Genomic DNA, 21,055 nt, shown 5'->3' on the forward strand with positions numbered 1-21,055 from the left:
GAAAGCTAATATTATTAGTACGATGGGCAAATTCAAATTTGCCCATCGTACTTCTTCTAAATAGTTTTAACAGAGCTACAGTAACCTATTTTATTTTTGCAAGTCCTTGCCAGGAAATAAAATGTTTTCTTATTCCTTTTTCATCCATCCATTTACGTGTATCCATCGTTGTCAGATTTCCTGAGCCGGGGCCGCCCCCATTATTGTTCTCCCAAACCCAGGTTGGAGTTGACCAGAGACAGGTATGGAAGTTGACTGTTTTGTAAAAATTCTCATCACACCCTTGCTGCCCATGATGAGCCATCTGCAGGTAGTCGCAGTTCAGATCGTTTACAAATGAACTTTGGAGTGCTTTATTCCCACACTCAACGCCGGCATCACCAAGAAAAACGAACGATTTGTGGTTATCCCAAACACGAATGATGCAACTTGAGTTGTTGTACGGATTTGTTGTGAATTCAGGATTGGCGACCCCTAATATCTTGAATCTGATTTCATCAATATCAAACTGCAAACCCGGTTCGGTAATATTCACCACATCTATACCGGAATTGTTAAGTGCTCTATCATATTTATACACATCTTCCTGACTGGCCTCTTCCAGTCTGATAATGGAATCAGGGAGTGCCGAATGGATAATTCTTTTAATAATGATGTCGTTGGGCTTTTCCAGTATATTTGTAAGAGCACCCATATGGTCATCATGTGGATGGCTTACGATCCACAGTTCCACTTCATTTCCAAGTGCTCCTATAAAGCCTCTCAGGTATGATTCTTCCGATGCTGTGCCTCCGTCTATTACAACAACTTTTCCTCCATTACTTTTTATGATATAGCTATTACCGATTGTATTGACCTGTGAGGGCAGTTGCCAGAGTGTAAACCTTTTCCCGGTAGTACAACAGGCAAGGAGCATTATAATAAAAAAAGATACCGGGAAAACGCGGATTGAGATTTTTAATTTCATTATTCAATAAGTTTATTTTTTTTATTTTAATATTTTATGATAGGTTCTGATTCTGCTGATTGTTACCGGCCCGAATAAACCCGAAGGCTGAAGAGTACTGTCTTTGTTGTACGGATTAACAAAACACCCGGTTGTACGTTGGTCTTCTGGCAGCTTGAGTTCTCCTATAAGGCGATTCATCCAGTTGTTTACGATTTCAATCTTTATGGCGTTTGTCCCTTTCTTTAAGAACGGCGTTATCTTCAGCCGGTATGGGGGGGTCCAGACTCCTCCGGCATATATGTCGTTTATATAGACTTTACCCATGGCGGTAAGCTTTCCCAAATCGATAGTGATTTCGTGATGGCCGGATAACGAATCTATTGTGAAATGGTTCTTATAGATAGCTGTTCCCGAATAATATTTGATATCATTGTCGGAGAATGTTGTCCAGTCCTTTAATGAGTCGAACCGCACCGGCTCGGATGGTCCTCCGCGAAGCGGATCAAACGTAACGGTCCAGTCCCGGGAGAGGTCGGCAACAAGTTGAGGTGCCGGATAATTCGTTTCAGGATTGTAGGAGGTTGCCTTTTTATCGCTTTTATGCCTGAAAACGATAAAAGTGCTTTCAAATGGTGCCATTTTTATCGGAACCGCTGTAACGCCGTTCTTATCATCGAAGGCAGGGAGTGAACGGGTATATCCGGTGGTAGGCTCCCATGTTTCAGGTTGCATCCCTTTTACCCGGAATTTGGGTGTAATGATTTGTTCTTTATCCGTCTGGTTGGAAAGAAAGTAAATCTCTATCCCTCCCATGGTCCGGTGTCCGTAGTGAATAGAATTGTCTTCCGGCAATTTACAGTCGGGGAGAAGTCCGATCCTGTCGAAAACTTCTTCAAGTGACAAACCATTCATGATCAGACCCTTTCCGTAGTCCCGCTGTTTGATTGTTTCGTCGACCAGGTCACCCCAAAGTTCGATCGCCAATTGCTCTACCCGGTTGTCTGCCTCCGGTTGGTTCTGCTGGCTGGGTGAGCGCTTTGGCGCCGGCCCCAGTATGTAGGCTCCTTCGTTGACCAGTTTTTTGATTTTAGCCAATAGTTCCGGACGCATCGTTTCCTGTTTGGGAAGCACGAGCACCCGGTACTGTGTGCCATGGGGGAGGGTCAGTAAACCATTTTTCACCGTCATATCCTGTTCGATCACTTCTGCATTTATGTAATCGTACTGATAACCGATAGGCAAAGGTGGATCTGTAATACCGGTCATTTTCGGAGTATCTTCACCAATGAAGTAAGCAACATCTGCTACGTTCAAACCTTGTTGTAACATAAAGTTCACCCGTTTCAAATACTCTGTATAGACATCCAGTTGTGAAAACCATGTATTCTTGCGGTCGAACTCATTCCCAAACCATGCATTCACCCCGGGATTTTTTTCTTCGTAAGGCTGCATGATGTACAGATGCAGGAGCGTATTGTTTATCCCTTCGGCAAAGAAGCGATCTGTACGCTGTTTCATCATCGCCGGATGCCTGGAATAGGCCGGCCCGCCGGAAGTGTTCGATTCGGCGGAGATTTTGGTTTTCCCGTAGATGTGTCCTGCGGATGTGGCCGCACGGTTCTCGATATCACCCAGTTCACCCTGACTCCAGAATTCACCGCCAATTTCGTCCGACTGACCGCCGTACATCAGGAACTCACCCGGGAATCCCCAGTGCCCGTAATTTTCGAGCCAGGTAGTTAAACCGTGTTGGTGGCTTACTTCCCTCAAACCACCTACATAGTCGTAAGCGATCTTGTCTGCGATCATTCTTCTCAAGTCCCAAAGAAAACGGTCTGATTCCATCCGGCTGTTGACCACGTACCCTCTGAAGACCGGCAGATAGGGAAAAGCATCATATCCGTAGCGCTGTTCGAATTCTTCCAGCATGCCATCGGTGAAATTCTGTCCTCCTGTCTCATAACTATCCTGTACGACCACTTTAAATGTCTTTCTGTCGGCCTCAGGAATTCTCTTCAGGATCTCGCCGATAAAACGGTTGAAATGGACAGCGGTCCATTTTTTACTCATTTTATCTACCTCCAAACCGGTAGCTTCAGGAGAAGCTGGCCCGTTGGTGACCCCGGTGGGAGCCATACCCATCCTTAAAACTATCCATTCCCCTTCCGGTACATCCCAGCTGAGGACTCCCTCAGGGGACAAGTGTTGCGTAATGTCGAGAATCTGCTTATCCTGAATGATCAGGCTCTTATCGTCTACTTCCGGTTGTTCCGGCCAGAGATAATCTTTCCAGTAGGGAAGTGGGGTGGGATGCATCTTGGCCAGTGTCTTTTCACTATACCTTTCCATACGGGGAACACCGCTCAGGTTGACCTCTGCCAGGCCACTTCCTCCGGACCGATAAGTAAGAACCAGCCTGAATTCTCTGGATGTGGTGGCCGGTAAGGCAATTGTTACGGGTGCGTATGGATCAAACCCTACGTTTAAAGCAGGATTGGATCGGTTAATAACGAATTGCGAAACGGTGTTATAATTGTTGTTACCCTCCTTGATCTGTAGAACCGCATCGGCCATGAACGGTGCCCGAGTTGTCTGGACAGTGAGGCTTCTGGCTGTAAACGGTTTTTCCGATTTGAAACTGATGGACACACTATTTCCCTCCGGCAGGTTTATCCCTGTCTGCGGATCATTGTCTGTCAGTCGTCCAAGGTTGGCAAGGAGAGGGGTACTCTCAATTACTGCATTTTTATGGGTCAACATCAACTCTTCACGCATCACGTTCGGGATAGCGATCACCTTCACGTCCTGAAACTGTTCGTTTGGTTTCTGGAGAAGTTGCGTGATGGTTTGTGGACCTTTCACCACGAGTTCCGATGAGGCCAGGTAGCGCATCGATTGTTCCGGTTCGATCCATGGGCCTCCCGATTGACTCCAACCCGGAGAGTTGAAGATACCGATTTCTATATCCAGTTCCGTAGCTGTTTTCAAAGCAGTATGCAGTATCTCCCACCACGCTTCACTGAACATTTTTATTTTGCCGTAGGGAAGGTCATCAATCCCGATGTTGCCAATGAAGGCGCGGTTGATTCCTGCTTTTTTCATAGCATGAAGGTCTCTTATTGCACCTTCTTTGGAGATATTATCCGAAATCCAGTACCAATATACACTGGTCTGGATGGAATCGGGAGGTGTGATAAATCCTCTCTCCAATTCCTGAGACAATTGTGTAAGGTTAGTGTGTGGATTTTGCTTACACCCAATCAGGTGTATCATGCTGATCACAGCCAGTAACATTGTCATTTTTAGTTTCATACTGTGTGAATATTTAAAAGCTGCCCGTTCCACCGCTTTGTGAAGGGAGTTGCCTCAAAGTAAAGGTGTCATCCTGAACCGAATAAGCGGGTTGCTGGTTTAAGTAACCCATTTTCCGCCACCGATGTTCGGTATTTTTCACACGGTTGCGGAACTCATCGTAGTTTTTGTTTTCGGCTTTTGTCCATCCGCATTCTGCATAGGCTGCAATGCGCGGAAACGTTTGATAGTACAACCGCGTCAGGTCCGGGGTATATTCACCCCACATCTGGCAACCGAGTCCGGTAATCTTTGAGGCTTTCTCTTTTGCCAACTCCTCGGGTAGCGGATGAAACGAATAGGCTTTTTCAAGAGGGGTTACTTCGTAGGAGTAATCCAGGTAGGTGTAATGCCGGTTTGAATTTACCACATCATAGCCTTCGTCGATGGCTTTGTTGATCAGGATGATGTCCCCATCCCAAAAATGAACCAATGTCCCTTCGGCCAGTTTTTCCGATTGGCTTGCTTTGAGATGGGCCTCACCGCGGATGTTGTCGCCAGTGATTTCGTTCCATCCCATCATGCGTACTCCTTTCGACTCCAGGTATTTAGAGAAACGGTTGATTGACCATACCTGCAGATCTGCAAAGGTCGGGATTCCCGTATCCTCCATAAACTGTATGATCTGCGGATTATTCTCCCAATGGGTGTAGTTGGCTTCATCGCCACCGATATGTATGATTTTTGATGGAAATAGTGTTATGACTTCATCTAAAACATCGCGAATAAATGCCTCTACCTTCGGATCGGTGACATCATAAAGATCGCCCCAGATACCGCTTCCCTGCAGTTTGCTGCTTGCCCCGAGCCAGGGATATGCAGCGATTGAGGCAGACGCATGACCGGGTACCTCAATTTCAGGTACGACCTGAATACCCCTTTCGCCGGCGTATCGCACGATCTCGCGAATCTCATCCTGGGAGTAATGCATCTTTCTCTCCGGAAATTGTTTGTTCCACTGTTCGAGCGTTAAATCGCGGTGTGAAAAATCGCGTTTGGATCCGATTGCTGTTAACTCCGGATATTTTTTTATCTCAATTCTCCACCCCGGATCATCCACCAGGTGCCAGTGAAAGATGTTCATTTTCAGGTAACTCATCTCGTCGAGAAGTTTTTTCACCGTTTCCATCCCTTGAAAGTGCCGACTTTCATCGAGCATAAATGCACGCCATGGAAAAGCGGGTTCGTCCATTATCCGGCAGACGGGGAGAGTAATCCCGTTTCCCGAACGGGAGATGATTTGTCGCAGGGACTGAAGGGCATAGAGTAATCCGTTACGGGAGGCAGCCAATACCCGGATCTTCCTGTTTTTGTAAACAGATAGATGATATGCTTCCCGATTTTTTGATATTTTCTGTTGGATATCGAGAATTAAATCGGCGCTATTTTTCCTCGCTGTAAAACGAGCCTGCACGCCACACTCTTTCAGTACAGATGTTACATAATCGGAGGCCTCCTTTGCTTCAGGATCAATGTAAACTTCCCATTCATTATCGAAAGTGATATACGTTTCTGCAATGGTTCCCTGCTGGGGTTTGGGTACAATCGGCAAACCGTCCCGGTCGTTTGCAAACAAACCAGTTGCGGAAAAAAGAAATAGATAGACCAAAAAATTCAATCGCGTACTCATAAAGGTATTTTTATAATGTTAGTTGAAATCAGCAGAAATGTGAACGAAAAACTACGATAGCATACGCTATTCCACTTTATAGACAAAATTGAATCTTCCTCCCGGAGCAGTGTCCCCGTTCACGTAGAAATCCATGATGTTCCCATTTTCCTGCATATTGTCGTTCCACTTGAATTCAAAATCGAGTGCTTTTCCCTTCATTCCGAGGGTCTCTCGGTCGATCTTGATCTCGAGTCGGTTACCGTTTACCACATAAGGCTTCCTGTTGACCTCTTTCCATTCCCATCGATTACCGATATTTTTTTCCACAATCACCTTTTTTGGCGTTGGACTCTGGCGGTTGATTATGTAATCGTAACCATTCCATCCGGTAGATTTATCCCTGTCGATATCGATAAACAGCATCATCCAGTTGGGATCTTTTCGTGAAGAAAGTTTCCCGGCGGTTTCCACATAGAAATAAATAAACTGCCAGTCTCTGGCAACTTTGGCTTTAGTAATGTCGTTTCTTCCTGTACGGTTGGTGTAGTAGGTGTTGTTCCTGCCCACGTGGTCACGATAAAAGGTATTTCCTTTGTAATGGTCGTAGACCGGTGTTACATCGTCCCACTGATTGGGTTTCCCAATCTTTATGGTTTTTGGGACGGAGGTTTTTTCCGGAGGTGTCATTCCCTTGAACTTTCTCACATTGTCAACCAGTTGCAGGTAACAGACATCTCCCTTATCACCCCATCCCTTGTTGGGCTCGATGTCCCTGCTTCTTTTCCAGTCAAACTGATCCACGAAAGAGAAGGGATCGCCGGTCCAGTTATGTTCGGGAAGCCACTGACTTGCGATAAACTCGTTCCATCCCGTGACAAATACCAGTTCGGGGTCTATTTCAAAAGCACGCTCCCACTGTTCCTGGAAGTTCCATCCATAAAGATAACCGTCAACCCGGGGATCGAATCCGTTCCGGAAGGAGAAGTCTCTTCCCTGTGAGCCGGGAAGGTTGAAGGCACTGCAATGACCCTTGGTCTCGGGTGCGGCATTCTGTGCCACTCCCACAGCCACCTGCTCGAAGGTCCCGTCCTGTTGCGGAACATACCCTTTTTGGGGATAATTTTCCAGCCACGCCCACTGATCTTTTCGTTTTGGTCCGTCTACATAGTCAGGCTGACCGGGCCTGAAGGTGAAGAAATCTGCAATCGCCCTGTCCTCTTCGGAGCTGGTGAGATTGTCGGGATAAGCCATGATTATCGGTTTCCCTTTCCAGTTAAACCAGAGGTTCTTGTACCTTCCGGGTTTGTATAGATCCCGATACAATTGTCTGAGGGAGACCAGCGAGTGCGGAACGGGACCGAAGGGTAGCATAAATGCGATCTTAGGCACGTTGACTCCATCCTTTTGGGCCTGATCCCAGGTTTTCATCAGTGCTTCGTATGATTCCACCCAGGTAAGGCTTCCGTTTGTACAGTCAAAGAAGACCGCATCAACCTTGGCATCCGCCAACATTTCGGCATGTTTTCTCAATACCCAGGGATCGGTAGTCCTGTAATAACCCAGCAATGGCTGTTCCCAGTAAAAGAATCCAGGTTTTGTTTTTCCCCATGCAGGATGGTTGTAATCCTTCATGGCTTCGGGGTGCATACGGATAATCTCGGTGATGTTTTTAACCGTAATGGTAGTATCATCCTTTCCCTGATGCCAGGTCCAATAAAATATGGCCACAAACTTCTCCCTCTTATCGCCCGCATCAGGGTATTCCCTGACTTTTCTGTTCAGTGCATCGGTAACGGACCATTTGTCGCTGTCAACTTTTTGGGCTGCAATGAATTGATTTGTGATAAGCAGCATGAAGAGGATGAGTAAATTGCGTCGTAAGGTGCGTGCCCTAGTATAGGAATTCATTTTTTGTTTTTGTAAATGATATTGTTGGAAAAATTTATTTTTAACATATTGTGATTCCTTTTAGAAGATATCAAGCCTTCGATACTTTTGTAAGTAATTTAGAATACTCTTTTAATTGTGTCTTTTTTGAAGATTATTATTGATTAACTAAGATGTGTCCAACGTCTTTAATTTTTAGTCATATTAGCATTAATCGGGTAAATCAGAGATGACAAGTGAATACTTCATATGAGGATTTTAGAAAAATGTATAGAATGACCTTTGATTTTGTAAAGTTTATGCAAATGTAAAGCATCAAGGTTAACAATAACTGATAGAATTGATAAATAAGTTAAGAAAAATGGCCGATAAAGTTTAAACAGTTGGTACTTATTCATCGTTCCCATGGTTTGAGAAATCATATAAAGTGAGGGTCCTTCGATGTGCATATTTTTCTTGGCCAATGCTAAAAGCAAGAACACACATACGGCTATCCATATCTGGGTATAGACGGCATTTTCAGAAGTGCCATAAAATGATTTGATATGCAGATGTTGTTTTATTCATTTGAAGGAAAGCACAACTTCCCACCTCTCCCTATGAAGTTCAGCAATGGTGAGAACCTTTCAGGTAACGACCTGGTGCCGGATCAGTTGTCCTGTAATCCAGTTCATTTTTTTAATCGTTCGACATGTTCGTTACTTCAAGTACCGTTTCACATTATACATTGTCTTTACTGACCGAGAAGACCACAAGTTTGGGCTCTATTCCATGGTCATACTGCCGTTGACTGACCAAGAATCCCCTAATGATTGGTCTCATCTTCTTCATGTCATCCACAAACACTGGGGCATGCCGTTGATCGCTGAGTTGAAGGGATCGCTGAGCCAACTGTTTCCTTTTTCAAACCGATCATCGGTCAGGTTATAAACACCGTGTTGTGAGGAATATGTTGACGACGCAGTTACTGTCGTCCCCCATGAGGGATGGGCAATGTTGACAATCTTTTGGGAAGAACTGTTCGCTGAGAGCTGGATCCAGCAAAGCCACAAAAAGAGAAACGAGAGTTGCTTGTACATATGATGATGGGGCTAAAAACTTTTAAGTTTGTTACCGGATGATTTTTATCTCATCCGGAGCTTCAATCTCACTGGTCACTTTCCCGTTTGCCTGTTTCACATGTTTCACTTTTATAATGCCATACGGAGTTGGGTAAGTTCCTTCTGCATATTGAAGATTACCGAGGTTGGGACGGATTTGTATCACTTTGGATCCCGACTCCATTACTTTGATTCCCAATACATGAGCCGTGAGCCAAGACGTGGGTCCGGAAGCCCATCCGTGACAAAGACTGCCCCGTAAACCGATGTAGCAATGGGCGCCTCCATCGGCGTGGATATCGAACTTGTCAGAGATGGATAACTGATCGATTCTTGTTGCATTCACCCTTTCCGCATATACAAAGTTTTCCCAGAAGGTGGTGGCACCAAGGTCAAGCATTGCTCCCCAGTAGTCAGAAATGATGTCCATGGCCTCCTGATACTTCCCTGCTTTGGCCAGGGCTTCCAGCATGTAATACCCGTAGAAGGTGGCAAAATCGTTTGCTCCATCTTTAAGAATCACATCTGCCGCTTTTTTCGAAGGTATGAGATTCACCAGCGATAGTAGCGCTGCCGCCTGTTTGTTTCCCTGGTCGGATGGGGAGTGTTTCTTAAGTGCTTTGGCTGTAGTTGTGCATAGGTTTTTCAATTCCTGATCACCTAACCAGGTGGCAATATCGGCTCCAGCCTCCATGGTCAGCAAAGTAAGGGCCTGCAAGCCTGAATGGATTACCGCTTCGTTTTCTGCTGTTGGCCAGTCCAGAAAACGGCCCCCATCCAGGTTTTCCTTTCCTCCTGAAACCCTGGATGTAATCTGGGGAATGAGTTTTTTGAGGTAGCTTTGTTGTGCTTTCAGATAAGCCATGTCACCCTGGTGTAAATAGTAGTCTCTGTGGAGAATGATCCACCAGAGCGAATAAGAGGAGATTCCGTTCATCCATCCTGGCAGAGGAGTGGTATCCCGGGCGAAGTCGAGACTCTTCCTCACTACTTCATTGTCTCCAAAAACGCTGTTGATGGTCATCACCTCAGGATGCATATCTCCTACCCAGACCAGCCGGTCACGTTTTATCCCGTCCCACAGGTAATCCTGCATGTTGAGGTGTACGGTATAGGCTCCCGTTTCCCAGATTTTATTCAACCGTTCATCACTGGATTTGAATGATCCTAAGTAGGGGATATCCCGGTATCGCGCAATTGCCCTTACAGCTCGGAGAGGAAATTCTACCTCCTTATCCAGCAGGTCGATGCGTACAAAGCGAAAGCCCGAATTACCGATTTCAACGGTTCCCAACCAAGGTATTTCCAACGTGAAATCCCTCAGTGAGTGTTCGTTGGTGGCCGACTGCATCCCGGGGCGGCTGTTGTCGATGGCATCACTCATGGCTTCCGACACCGACTCCCCCAGGCGAACCCTGACCTTGATCGGTTTCTTTTCCCCCCTGATTGCTGCCGCGATCTCAATGCCTCCGTACAGTTCAGTACCGAAATCCAGCAAGACGGAAGCCTGTTTATCATCATCCGACCTGAGCATACACATTCCTGCACCGCTGGTTGAAAGTTGACCGTCAAAGCGGGTCAGGAGTGCTTCCGGTTTGATAACCTGCTTCCCTTCCGTATCTGATTGCCAGATGATTTTTACGGGTGTTACATAACTTCTGATAATTTCATCCTGTCGCAGGTTCTGTTTAAATTGATTCTTCAGAATATTCAGCTGAGCAGTTGTATTGGTTGCAAGAGCAACGATTAGCGATAAAGTAATTAAGATTTTTTTCATAAAAAAGTTTCAAATGTACTGTTATAATTAATGAATTGTTTGTTTATTGTATTTGAATGATGCTTCAAGCAAATCTTGCAAAGATCTAAAAAAGGATCCTCGATGGGAATGAATGTCCCATTTGTTGTTTTCAGCGGGTTTGTGAGATATTGATCCGGCTGTGAACACTGCATCCAGGTGAATCATGCGATCGAATAAAAAACGAATTCGTACCGTTGTATTGCGGATAATGATATGGGAGGTATTGTGCGATACGCCATAAGGCTGATCTTCCCGGTAATCGCGCCAATCGGACAACACGTGCGAAACGATGTGGTCTTTTGCTGTTGTGGTCAGGTAGTCGACCTACCTTTGCATTACATCGAAATATTCCACGATCAGCGAGTTGTCGCCGTAAAACTCGTAGTAGATAAACGGAAAAATAACGCTGGCGCTTCCCCATTCGGGGGAGTCCAGAAATCCGCCGTTAAAAACTACGTCTTCGGGAGCAATACTCGTCACCAGGCCGTTCGGCAACTGTGCATCGCGAATGTCCTGCATCAGAAAATCTGCTTCCTTTGCTGCCGCATTCAGGGCTTTTGTATCTTTTGTCAGGTTATAATAGGAGAGTAATCCCAGCATGCAGTATTTTCGGTCCCAAATATCCCAAGCGTTGAGATGACTATCAGGTGCATAGTTTCCTATATAACCGTCGGATGTTTGGGTGTCGATCAATCCGGCAGCAGCCCTTTTTAGGATTTCAGACAGTGTTTGAGCCGGTTTGTATTTATATGCGAGAACATCAGAGGTGAACCATTTTCCAAAAAATTCGCCTTGCCAACAACTGTGTCCGTCTCTTAAAGTAAATGGGTGAATGAGTTTTTCGATATCCTGAGCAAGTATCCTGTTGTTATACGATAAGGTAAATTTATTCCCCATATACCCCATAATTTCTGTAGAATGGGAAGCATGTAACTTGTCGGAGACAACCGGTCTGACAGGATTCTCTGCAACCATTACCTGGCTTAATAATGCTGTTATCAAAAAGAAGTATTTTATTTGCATTTTTTAGTTAAAACCATGACTTAATAACTTGGTAAGATTATCGACGGTGATGGCGTCTGATAAGCGCTGTAGATTATCTCTTTACCATAAAAATCCAATTCCCCGAACCAATATTATCTATGACAGAGAAATCCCCCTGCTTTCGATAGGAAATGGGGTTGTTGTCTTTACTTATGACCTGTTTTACCGAATAGAAGGGGAGATAGATATCCGCGGTGGTGTTGGCCGGAATGCTTACCTCGAGCCGGAATGATTGGTCCGGGTTGTTTGTAAAACTAACCTGGACATTGCCCCGGATTGTCGGGAGTTTGATTTCGGCATGTTCGAGCTTTGAGGGTTGGGGTTTGATTCTGATCTTTTTGAATCCCGGCTCAAGAGGTTCTATCCCCATCAGCTTGCGCGGAATCAGGTTTGCAGGAGCTGCTCCCCATGCATGGCTCCAGTCCTGGTTGGGTTTATATTTATTGTCCCATGCTTCCATTGTAATGGTGGAGCCGGCACGGATCATATTGTACCAGCTTCGTTCACCTGTGGAAGTAAGTAGCTGCAGCCCATATCCGGCATCATGAGCGTTATATATGCCATCGAGAAGGAACTGGGATCCATATACACTGCAAGCCATCCCTCGTGAGCGGATAAATTCCAACACACTATTGATATGTTTTTCGGAAATCAATCCGAACGCAAGAGGAAACATGTTCGCGTGAAGTGACACGTGATCAGTGCCGATGCCGTCGATATACACACCTCTCTTTTTATCAAAAAGACGTTCATTGAATGATTGTTTAAGTTGTTTAGCCCGTTCGCTGTAAAACTTTTGATCACTTGCTTTTCCCAACACTTCGGCAATACGTGCCATTAGTGTTAATGCCTTGTAGTGGAATGAATTAACCACTGTGTTGATATCGGTAAAGACAAATCCGTCGGTTTCTCCTCCTTCTTCCTTTTCCAGACCTAAAATACCGGTATGCGGCCAGTCAACAATATCACGCAATTGTCCTTTGAAGTGTATTGATTCCAATACTTCAGGTGTTACCTTTCCGGTACGAGTACTTATGAAGCCCTCTTCGTCTGCAAGCATGGTTAATGTTTTGGCTTTTAGATCTTCATAATAATACTCTATGGATTGTCTGTTTCCGGTAAACATAAAATCTTCCCATGCCATAAGAACGGATTGAAGTATCCATTCCGTTGGCCAGGTTGGCTTTCTAATCAGATATTCGTGTGTATATCTTGCCATGCTGTATTCGCGGGCCACACAGTAATGCGACAATTGGTTTATCAGAGCATCAGCCTCATAGGGGATTCTTTCCCGATCCCCATCAATATATACACCCAGAAATGATGTGGCTTTTATGGAATATTTACTAATATCCCATATCTTATTCAATATACTATCTGAACTGTGAAAGTATGAGTCGTGCTCGTTAAAGGGATAGAAAGCTGTTTCCCTTATCACGTCTTTTTCCTCCATGGCGTGGTTATAGTTCTCAATCTCACAGTAACGAAAGGGAGTAACCTCACCAATATATTCGGGAATCAGCACTGCTTGAGATCCGGTATTTCGTTTGTCGGGACCAATAGCAATCACATAGGTATTCCACCCTTGTTGAGGCTTCACCTTATAATTTGAATAACGTAGAGAACCTCCTGGAGATCGGTCTATCCTGCCGTTTTTCATCGACTCTCCTAAATGAATATGTACACTGTCGGTGCCGGTTTTGGAGAATAGGTTGACTCGCAATCTCCCGAAAGATGCTTTCCCGAAGTCTGCAAAATAGCAGTTTTCATCCACCATTACAAGTCGGGTAGGATAATCATCCTTTTTTTGGATGGGATATCTGTCTGTGAAATAATTTGTGAGAGATTCGGCTGTCTTGAAACATGCAATGTAGGAAAAAGCAGACTCCCGATCGTGATTATCCCACGTCTTTGCCTTCCAGTAATAGATTGTGCCTGGACTAAGTTGTTTCCCCTTGTAAGGAATATTAATTGACTGTGCGCTGTTTATTTTACCTGTATCCCACAGATCTGCGGAATCACGCGCCAATAACTCTTTGTCGGATGCAACAAGTATCCGGTAGGAATTTTGTTTCGTGTTGTTTGTCCCGGAGGAGACTATCCACCCGAAGACAGGGTGAGAGGTCCTTATTTCGGTAAATTGGTAATTTTCTTTTTGTGTTATGGCATCACCAAGTATTGTTGATACGGGGTATCCGTTTAAATATACTTGTTCCGGATGTGCCAGCAAATTAACTGTTAAGCCGTATGGAGATGATTCCTCTTGGCCGCTGACTTGCAAACAAACCGATAAAAATACAATGAATAATAAAATATTTTTTCTGATGTACATGAAATTTCTATTTTACTCTTCCTGAATTTCTGTATTCCAGAGGAGTGGAGCCGACTCTTTTCTTGAAGAAAGATAAAAAATATTCATAAGAACTGAAGTTCAACTCATAAGAGATCTCTTTTATTGAAAAGTCGGTTTCTGTCAATAACTCCTTGGCCTTTTTTAATTTTAACTCCTGAAAGTATTGCGCCGGAGCATATCCGGTGTATTCTTTAAAAGCTTTTCTGAACAGAGAGTAGCTTATTCCCAGATTATTGGCGATGCCTTTGATATCTATATTTTTATGAATATTTTCGAGCATTATTACCTTTGCCCGTTCTATCTTTTGGGCTTTATCCTTTGTTTCGAAGTTTTTGTTTTGAGCTAACGACAGTATAGTCCCTAAAATATTGAAAGCAATACCAGCCAAATTTTGCTGAGCTGCCGTTTTATCTTCTTTTGCCACTTTTATGGCAGTCGAGAACAGGTTTACAAGATCTTCATTAACACCAACATCGAGAACTTGATTTGAGGGTGATATGAACCCATTCTCAACTATATTATCGATAATTCTGCCTTCAAAGCCGATATAATACTCATTCCATCCGGTATCTTTCAAAGGACAATAGGTATGCCATTGCCCAGGAAACAGAATAATAGCCTGTCCTTTGGTTATATTGACTTTTTTTGTGGCCTCTGAATTAAATGTGCCTTTGCCTTTGCTGATGTAAACAATCTGATATTCAGATAAAATGCGCCCTTTGTCGGGACTGAAATAGTAGCTTTTGGGGTGATCTGTGGATGGATACTGTGTGTGTGGAGCTATCGGTTGAAAACCAACGGTATTGATCGTAAGCCCGAATTTTTTGTCCCTTTCGCTGACCAACAGGTATTTAAAGTCGATACCGAAATCATTATATCTCATGGACTTTCTGTTTAAGTTTGCATAAATTATTGTTTAAGTGAGTAAATATACTAAAATTATTAAAACAAACCATAATGCAGCAGACTTCACTTATGATATTTTCAGTCAAAGCCGCATTATGTACATTCTATAAACCCAAGGAGGATAAAAAACACTTCAAATGAATAACATTTAAAATAAATTTGGTATCACCAGAGAAAGGATCAATATCGCCATGCCCAAAGCTAAAAAAGTGATGGCTTTTTTTCCTGCTCCTTTCCACTCCTTCAGGATAATGCCCCAGACATTGCTGAAAACCACGTTCAACGACATAAGGATACTCCATGAAAAGGCCATCATTACACCATTGGGTTCGAAGAAACTTTGTCCCATCCCCAAACCGAAAAATTGGGAGTACCAAAGTAACCCCGCCAATGCACAAAACAGAAAATTGTTTACCAAAACATTTGTTGATGAACGTTTTATTTCTCCTCCGGTTTTGTTTTTCCGGTTCATATAGAGGCAATAGATGAGATTGGTTATAAATCCACCGAGAGTGACCAATAAAGTAACCGGGTTCTGTGCAAACAGCTGCCTTGCTCCCGCAGCAATGGATGCCTCTTTTACGGGTATTCCGGCGCTTAAACCCAAGCTGAAACAGGCACTCATTATACCAGATAGCAATGCTATGAGAAGTCCTTTCTTCAGTGCAAAATCTTTGATCGCTTTCTTTCGTTCTTCTTCCGGCATATTTTTAGAACGTAAACTTCCTGCATAGCCTACCAACGCAATACCTGCCAATGTAACGGCAACAGCCAGCAGCAAGATCAATCCCTTTGGAGAGAGTAGGTCGGTTCCTGTCAATAATGCCGGTATTAGGGTTCCGAAAGCGGCACAAGTGCCCAGTGCAACCGATTGTCCGAGTGCGATTCCCAGATAGCGCATGCTCAACCCGAAAGTCAATCCTCCGATTCCCCATAGCATGCCATATCCGATTGTCTGCCACGATGCAGCCGGATTGGAGGTGTATATTTCAATCAATTCGGGCAGAGAGTTGGCAATGATTGCTCCCAAAAAAGGAAAAATCAACCATGCAAAAACTCCCTGTGTTAACCAGAAGTTTTCCCAGGACCACTCCTTGATCTTATTGATGGGGACGTATGAGCTTGATTGGCCCATACTTCCCACAGCAATAATCAGTAAACCCAAAATTATATTCATTGTTTAATTTCTTTTAGATGTTACCTGATTTTCATACTCTTGAATCTCTTTGATGTATGCATCACTTACCGGAACATCCTGTTGCAGGCAATAATAGTTATATACTGCACTCCATGGCATCGACTTCAGTTCTTCAAACCAGGCCAAACGTTCAAAATTCTTATTCCGGGTTTCCAGTTCGACTAATTTTGGGGTCGGTTCAAGAAGCGCTTGCAACATGGCTTTCTGTGTAGAGCGGATCCCTGCTACGTATGCACCTATACGATTGATAGATGCATCGAAATAGTCGAGTCCAACGTGAACACGGTTGATATGCCCTGAACGAACAATCTCTTGAGATAAAGCCAGCAGCTCATCGCTTAGAATAACCACGTGATCGCTGTCCCACCGTTCAGGACGACTTACATGCAGATTTAGTTCGGGAACAAAGAGCAGCATGGAAGATATTTTATCTGAGATCACCTCGGTCGGGTGGAAGTGTCCGGCATCCAGAGTCAGCATCATGTTGTTTTTAACAGCATAGCCCATATAGAATTCGTGTGAACCCACTACATAACTCTCGCTTCCAATGCCAAAGAGCTTGCACTCGATACAATCTTTCAGATAATCGGTGCTGATTTTTTCTGCTAAAACTTCATCAAGCGACTCCTGTAAAAGTCTTCTGTGTTCGTAGCGGGAAACAGTTTTATCTTTTTCTCCGTCCGGAATCCATATATTATGAATACAGGGATCACCCTGCTGACGTCCTATCTCCGCTGCAATTTTTCTACACCGGCGTAAATGTTCTTTCCAGAATCCCCTGATCTCAGGATCAAAATCTGAAAGAGTATAACCGCTATTTGATTTCTTGTGTGAAAAAAAAGTTGAGTTAAAGTCCAGCTTTACTCCTTTTTCTTTTGCCCAATCTATCCAGCTCTGAAAATGCTTTGGTTCAATCTTATCGCGATCAACAAATTCGTTGCCAAAATCACCATATGTAGCGTGTAGGCTTATTCTGTGTTTTCCCGGGATAAGTGAAAGCACTTTTTCGAGGTCACTCCTTAACTCACTTATAGTGCGCGCTTTTCCCGGATAGTTGCCGGTAGTCTGGATACCCCCGGTCAATTCCCCGTCTGGATTTTCAAACCCCGATACATCATCAGCCTGCCAGCAATGTATCGAAATTGATTGATTGTTTAACTTTTCGATGGCATTATCAATATCCACTCCCAATGATGCATATTGTGCCTTGGCATCCTCATATGCTTTTCTGATCTGTTCTCCTTGCATGATTATTTGACATTAAATAAAATCGTTCATATCTCCTTATGAACTTTCGTATGTGTAATTATGACAACTATAATGCACAAGCAATGTGTTATACTTACTTGTATATATTGGTAACTAATACTGGTGAAACTTAAATCTCTTTATATACATTCAGATAGCTTTGATAGCTTTCATTCCATAATTCTGCCTCTGAGGGTTCAAATACTTCAAGATCTGAAGAGTTGCTGACTATGCGCCGTATCTCAGTTTTATTTTTAACCAGTCCCGCTGCCTTAGCCTGCATAAGAATGTTCCCGATAGCTGTTGCCTCCGATGGGCCAGCAACTACCGGCTTATTTATGGCATTGGCAGTAAATGAATTAAGCATGTTGTTTTTTGAGCCACCGCCAATAATATGTAGCTTCTCTATAGGGAAATTGGCCAACTCCTGAAGATTCTGTAACACCTGTTTATACCTGAATGCCAGGCTTTCGTATATGCAGCGTGCAATCTCCCCCATGGATGCCGGTACATATTGACCGGTTTGCCTGCAATACTCCTGAATAGATTCCACCATAGATGATGGGCTTGTGAAACAAGGTGAATCTGGATTGATAAAGCATTTGAAAGGTGTAGACTGTTTTGCTGCATTAACAATTTCTGGATAGGTAACAGGATCTTCTTTTTCCCATTCCTTTTTACACTGTTCAATCAACCACATGCCACAAATATTCTTTAGTAGGCGGATTGAACCGTCGGCACCTCCTTCGTTCGTGAAATTAAGTGCATAGGTCTCTTTGTTGATAACCGGTTTTTCAGATTCAATACCCATTAACGACCAGGTGCCTGAACTTAAATAGGCAAAGTGCTTATTATCTGCCGGGACAGCCAGTACTGCTGAAGCGGTATCGTGACCGGCAACAGCAATGACCGAGATATTCTGCAGCCCGGTTAAACGCTGTACAGATGATGATATCTTTCCAATCTCTGTTCCTGAGAAAACGACAGGAGCAAACCGATCTTTGGATAGTTTTACTGCTTCAAGCAGTGAAGTGTCGAATTCTTTGGAGTAGGGGTTTACCATTTGCGAAGTGGAAGCAATTGTGTATTCCGTCACCATTTCTCCTGTTAACAGATAGGACAATGCATCAGGCATAAATAGTATCTTGTCAATAACAGGGTAAATTGAAGAATTTTGTCTCAGTTGGGTGTCTAATTGAAAGAGAGTATTAAAGTCCATAATTTGTATCCCCGTCTTTCTGTACACCTCTTCTTTTGGTATTTTTGAGAAAAAATGTTCCGGTGCTCCAAAAGTATGATTGTCGCGGTAGCTGTAAGGCATCCGTAACGGCTCTCCATCCTTTCCGAAACAAACGAAATCTACTCCCCAAGTGTCGATACCAAGAGACATAATTGGTAAATGCTCAGATTCAACCTCTTGCAGCGATGTTATAATTTGTTGATACTGATGGAGAAGATCCCAATGCAAACGGCCATTCATTTCGATTATAGGATTGGGAAAACGCCTGATCTCCTTCAATTGCAGACTTTCATCCTGAATAGTTCCCAATATGGCTCTTCCGCTGCTGGCGCCAATGTCTATGGCTAAAAAAGATGTTAACTTTCCTCTGTTCATTTCGAGGTTAAATATGAAATTATTTAAATTTATTTTCACAAAAATACAGTTAACACATAATTTTCACAATAAAAAAATGATTTATTAACTGCGTTTTTTGATATTGTTTTAAAAACAAATCTGGCCAACACTATCAATAACTGTTTTAATAAGTATTACAGAAATAATATCAAAATTTATAGTATAAAAATCAATTATTAGAACGGTATCAAAGACAATTTAGATACATTTGTAAATCGTAATCAATAATAATTATTGAAAAACTGTTATATAATATATTGTCGCGAAAAACAAGCAAATTGCTATTTTTTGTAATTTTTATAGATTATAACTATCTTTGCGTCAGCATATCCCAGCATAGTATTTTTTGTAAAAGATAATCATTTATAAATGGCAACATTGATAATCATGCCCAGGCAGGGTCAATCTGTAGAAAGCTGTATCATAACAGAAATAAAAAAGAAAAAGGGTGATTCCGTTGAAAAGGGAGACATTTTGTTTTCCTACGAAACTGATAAAGCCAGCTTTGAAGAGTCGTCACCTGTCGATGGATTTGTGTTGGCCTGTTTTTACGGCGAGGGCGACGAGGTGCCCGTATTGGATAATATGATGGTTATCGGCGATTCAGGAGAAGATATATCCTCATTGCTTGCCGAAAGCCCGGCAGCGAGTTTAGATAATGAAACAGCTTCTCCCTATGGAGATATCGTTTCATCCGGATCAGCATCAGCCGGCCTTGCCATAGAGGCAGGTGATACCTTTCATTCCGCTCCTGGTTTAACCATGGAATCACCGTTGCAAGAGCCCCTTGTAAGTCCGGCAGGTGCTCATCGGGTAGAGCGGCATTACGTCACACCGCGAGCAGGAAAGCTCGCAGAACGTCATTCACTTGATGCATCCGTTCTTCAGGGTAGCGGTCCCGGTGGCCGTGTGATGGAACGTGATGTGGAGTCAGCACTGGAGAAACGCCCGAAGATGACCGCCCTTGCCAGGGAGGTGTCCTGGGAGCAGCAGGTACTTACCCCACTTTCTCCGGGTAGCGGCCTTGGCGGCAGAGTGCGAGCCTCCGATCTAAGTGCGCCGGTTGATACCCCCTACGGGGTAGATTACGAAGATAGGAAGATCTCTAATATGCGCAAGCTTATTGCCCGCTCGATGCATTCTTCGCTGCAGAACTCGGCACAGCTGACACACCATCTTGGAGCCGATGCAAGGCGTATCCTGTCTCTGCGCAAAAGAGCCAAGGCCGCCCATGAAGAAGGTCTTCTGGAAGAAAACATAACCCTGAACGACATGGTCTGCTTCGCGGTTATCAAAGCCCTGAAAAAATTCCCCAATGTGAACAGTCATTTTCTGGGAGAAAAGATTCGTTATTTCAATAAGGTTCACCTCGGCCTTGCCGTTGATACCGACCGTGGTTTGATGGTGCCTGTCGTGCGCAATGCTGATGACCTGTCCCTCCCCGGCCTCTCTTTACAGCTTAAAGAGGTTGCTTCGGCCTGTCGTGGAGGTAGTGTGAATCCCGATATTCTCGCTTCCGAGTCGGGCACCTTCACCGTGTCCAACCTGGGTAACTACGGGGTAGAGATGTTTACACCGGTTATCAACCTGCCTCAGTCCGCCATTCTTGGAGTCAATACCATCGTCCCCCGTCCTAAAGATATGGGTGACGGCGTTTATGCCTTTGTCCCCTATATTGGCCTGAGCCTTACCTACGACCATCGCTCGCTTGATGGCGGTGAAGCCACCCGCTTCCTTAAGCAGATAGCTACGGAGATTGAGAATCTTGAAATTGATGTGCTGGCTTGAGAATTCGGTGATTAGCTGATTCGCTGATTTGAAGATTTGAGAATTCGATGTTAACATGTTTATATTTTAGTCGGTTTGATGCTCAATGTTTGAGGTTGATTTATTCTGAACTAGTGACCAGGGGCCAACGGCTCAATGAAATAGGCCGCTGAAAACTTGAAACCAAACAACTGAAGAGAAAAATA

Annotated in this window: 12 protein-coding genes and 1 pseudogene; 1 reads left to right on the forward strand and 12 read right to left on the reverse strand. The window is 43.9% G+C overall.

Annotation, left to right across the window (positions count from 1 at the left end; genetic code table 11):
- Positions 1-85: 85 nt before the first annotated feature.
- The 12 genes and pseudogenes from KDN43_RS08575 to rhaB form a co-directional block, all read right to left on the reverse strand.
- Positions 86-967 carry a ComEC/Rec2 family competence protein gene (locus KDN43_RS08575; protein ID WP_238841558.1) on the reverse strand — a complete coding sequence of 294 codons (882 nt, stop codon included), beginning with the start codon at positions 965-967 and terminating at the stop codon, positions 86-88.
- A gap of 21 nt (positions 968-988) precedes the next feature.
- Positions 989-4,261 carry a glycosyl hydrolase gene (locus tag KDN43_RS08580; protein ID WP_238841559.1) on the reverse strand — a complete coding sequence of 1,091 codons (3,273 nt, stop codon included), beginning with the start codon at positions 4,259-4,261 and terminating at the stop codon, positions 989-991.
- A gap of 13 nt (positions 4,262-4,274) precedes the next feature.
- Entirely contained in the window at positions 4,275-5,930 is a 1,656-nt protein-coding gene (locus tag KDN43_RS08585) for a beta-N-acetylhexosaminidase (RefSeq protein WP_238841560.1), read from the reverse strand.
- Between the two features lie 66 nt (positions 5,931-5,996).
- A complete protein-coding gene (locus tag KDN43_RS08590) occupies positions 5,997-7,820 on the reverse strand; it encodes a hypothetical protein (protein ID WP_238841561.1) in 1,824 nt (607 codons plus the stop codon).
- Positions 7,821-8,263: 443 nt separating this feature from the next.
- Positions 8,264-8,404, reverse strand: a pseudogene (locus tag KDN43_RS08595) (IS4 family transposase); the annotation flags it as partial.
- A 505-nt stretch (positions 8,405-8,909) separates the two neighbouring features.
- Positions 8,910-10,676 carry an alpha-L-rhamnosidase-related protein gene (locus tag KDN43_RS08600; protein ID WP_238841562.1) on the reverse strand — a complete coding sequence of 589 codons (1,767 nt, stop codon included), beginning with the start codon at positions 10,674-10,676 and terminating at the stop codon, positions 8,910-8,912.
- A 345-nt stretch (positions 10,677-11,021) separates the two neighbouring features.
- Positions 11,022-11,720, reverse strand: coding sequence for an alpha-L-rhamnosidase-related protein (locus KDN43_RS08605; protein WP_238841563.1), 699 nt, complete (start codon positions 11,718-11,720; stop codon positions 11,022-11,024).
- Positions 11,721-11,793: 73 nt separating this feature from the next.
- Positions 11,794-14,073: an alpha-L-rhamnosidase-related protein gene (locus KDN43_RS08610; RefSeq protein WP_238841564.1), complete on the reverse strand. Its 2,280-nt coding sequence runs from the start codon at positions 14,071-14,073 to the stop codon at positions 11,794-11,796.
- A gap of 7 nt (positions 14,074-14,080) precedes the next feature.
- Positions 14,081-14,977, reverse strand: coding sequence for an AraC family transcriptional regulator (locus KDN43_RS08615; protein WP_238841565.1), 897 nt, complete (start codon positions 14,975-14,977; stop codon positions 14,081-14,083).
- A gap of 171 nt (positions 14,978-15,148) precedes the next feature.
- Entirely contained in the window at positions 15,149-16,177 is a 1,029-nt protein-coding gene (gene rhaT, locus KDN43_RS08620) for an L-rhamnose/proton symporter RhaT (RefSeq protein ID WP_238841566.1), read from the reverse strand.
- 3 nt (positions 16,178-16,180) lie between these two features.
- Positions 16,181-17,446 (reverse strand): L-rhamnose isomerase, encoded by a 1,266-nt coding sequence (locus tag KDN43_RS08625; protein ID WP_238841567.1) that lies wholly within the window; start codon positions 17,444-17,446, stop codon positions 16,181-16,183.
- A 130-nt stretch (positions 17,447-17,576) separates the two neighbouring features.
- Positions 17,577-19,061, reverse strand: a complete 1,485-nt coding sequence (gene rhaB / locus KDN43_RS08630; RefSeq protein WP_238869441.1) for a rhamnulokinase — start codon at positions 19,059-19,061, stop codon at positions 17,577-17,579.
- 390 nt (positions 19,062-19,451) lie between these two features.
- Between rhaB and KDN43_RS08635 the strand changes: the two genes are divergently transcribed.
- Entirely contained in the window at positions 19,452-20,870 is a 1,419-nt protein-coding gene (locus tag KDN43_RS08635; RefSeq protein ID WP_238841568.1) for a dihydrolipoamide acetyltransferase family protein, read from the forward strand.
- The last annotated feature ends 185 nt before the right edge of the window (positions 20,871-21,055 follow it).

The sequence above is a fragment of the Proteiniphilum propionicum genome (assembly GCF_022267555.1).
GTDB lineage: Bacteria > Bacteroidota > Bacteroidia > Bacteroidales > Dysgonomonadaceae > Proteiniphilum > Proteiniphilum propionicum.

Excerpts from the sequence above, each read along its gene's own strand:
- KDN43_RS08575 (WP_238841558.1), bottom strand. The coding sequence starts at position 967 with ATGAAATTAAAAATCTCAATCCGCGTTTTCCCGGTATCTTTTTTTATT.
- rhaT (WP_238841566.1), bottom strand. The coding sequence starts at position 16,177 with ATGAATATAATTTTGGGTTTACTGATTATTGCTGTGGGAAGTATGGGC.
- KDN43_RS08635 (WP_238841568.1), top strand. The coding sequence starts at position 19,452 with ATGGCAACATTGATAATCATGCCCAGGCAGGGTCAATCTGTAGAAAGC.
- KDN43_RS08580 (WP_238841559.1), bottom strand. The coding sequence starts at position 4,261 with ATGAAACTAAAAATGACAATGTTACTGGCTGTGATCAGCATGATACAC.
- KDN43_RS08590 (WP_238841561.1), bottom strand. The coding sequence starts at position 7,820 with ATGAATTCCTATACTAGGGCACGCACCTTACGACGCAATTTACTCATC.
- KDN43_RS08585 (WP_238841560.1), bottom strand. The coding sequence starts at position 5,930 with ATGAGTACGCGATTGAATTTTTTGGTCTATCTATTTCTTTTTTCCGCA.
- KDN43_RS08605 (WP_238841563.1), bottom strand. The coding sequence starts at position 11,720 with ATGCAAATAAAATACTTCTTTTTGATAACAGCATTATTAAGCCAGGTA.
- KDN43_RS08600 (WP_238841562.1), bottom strand. The coding sequence starts at position 10,676 with ATGAAAAAAATCTTAATTACTTTATCGCTAATCGTTGCTCTTGCAACC.
- KDN43_RS08615 (WP_238841565.1), bottom strand. The coding sequence starts at position 14,977 with ATGAGATATAATGATTTCGGTATCGACTTTAAATACCTGTTGGTCAGC.
- KDN43_RS08610 (WP_238841564.1), bottom strand. The coding sequence starts at position 14,073 with ATGTACATCAGAAAAAATATTTTATTATTCATTGTATTTTTATCGGTT.
- rhaB (WP_238869441.1), bottom strand. The coding sequence starts at position 19,061 with ATGAACAGAGGAAAGTTAACATCTTTTTTAGCCATAGACATTGGCGCC.
- KDN43_RS08625 (WP_238841567.1), bottom strand. The coding sequence starts at position 17,446 with ATGCAAGGAGAACAGATCAGAAAAGCATATGAGGATGCCAAGGCACAA.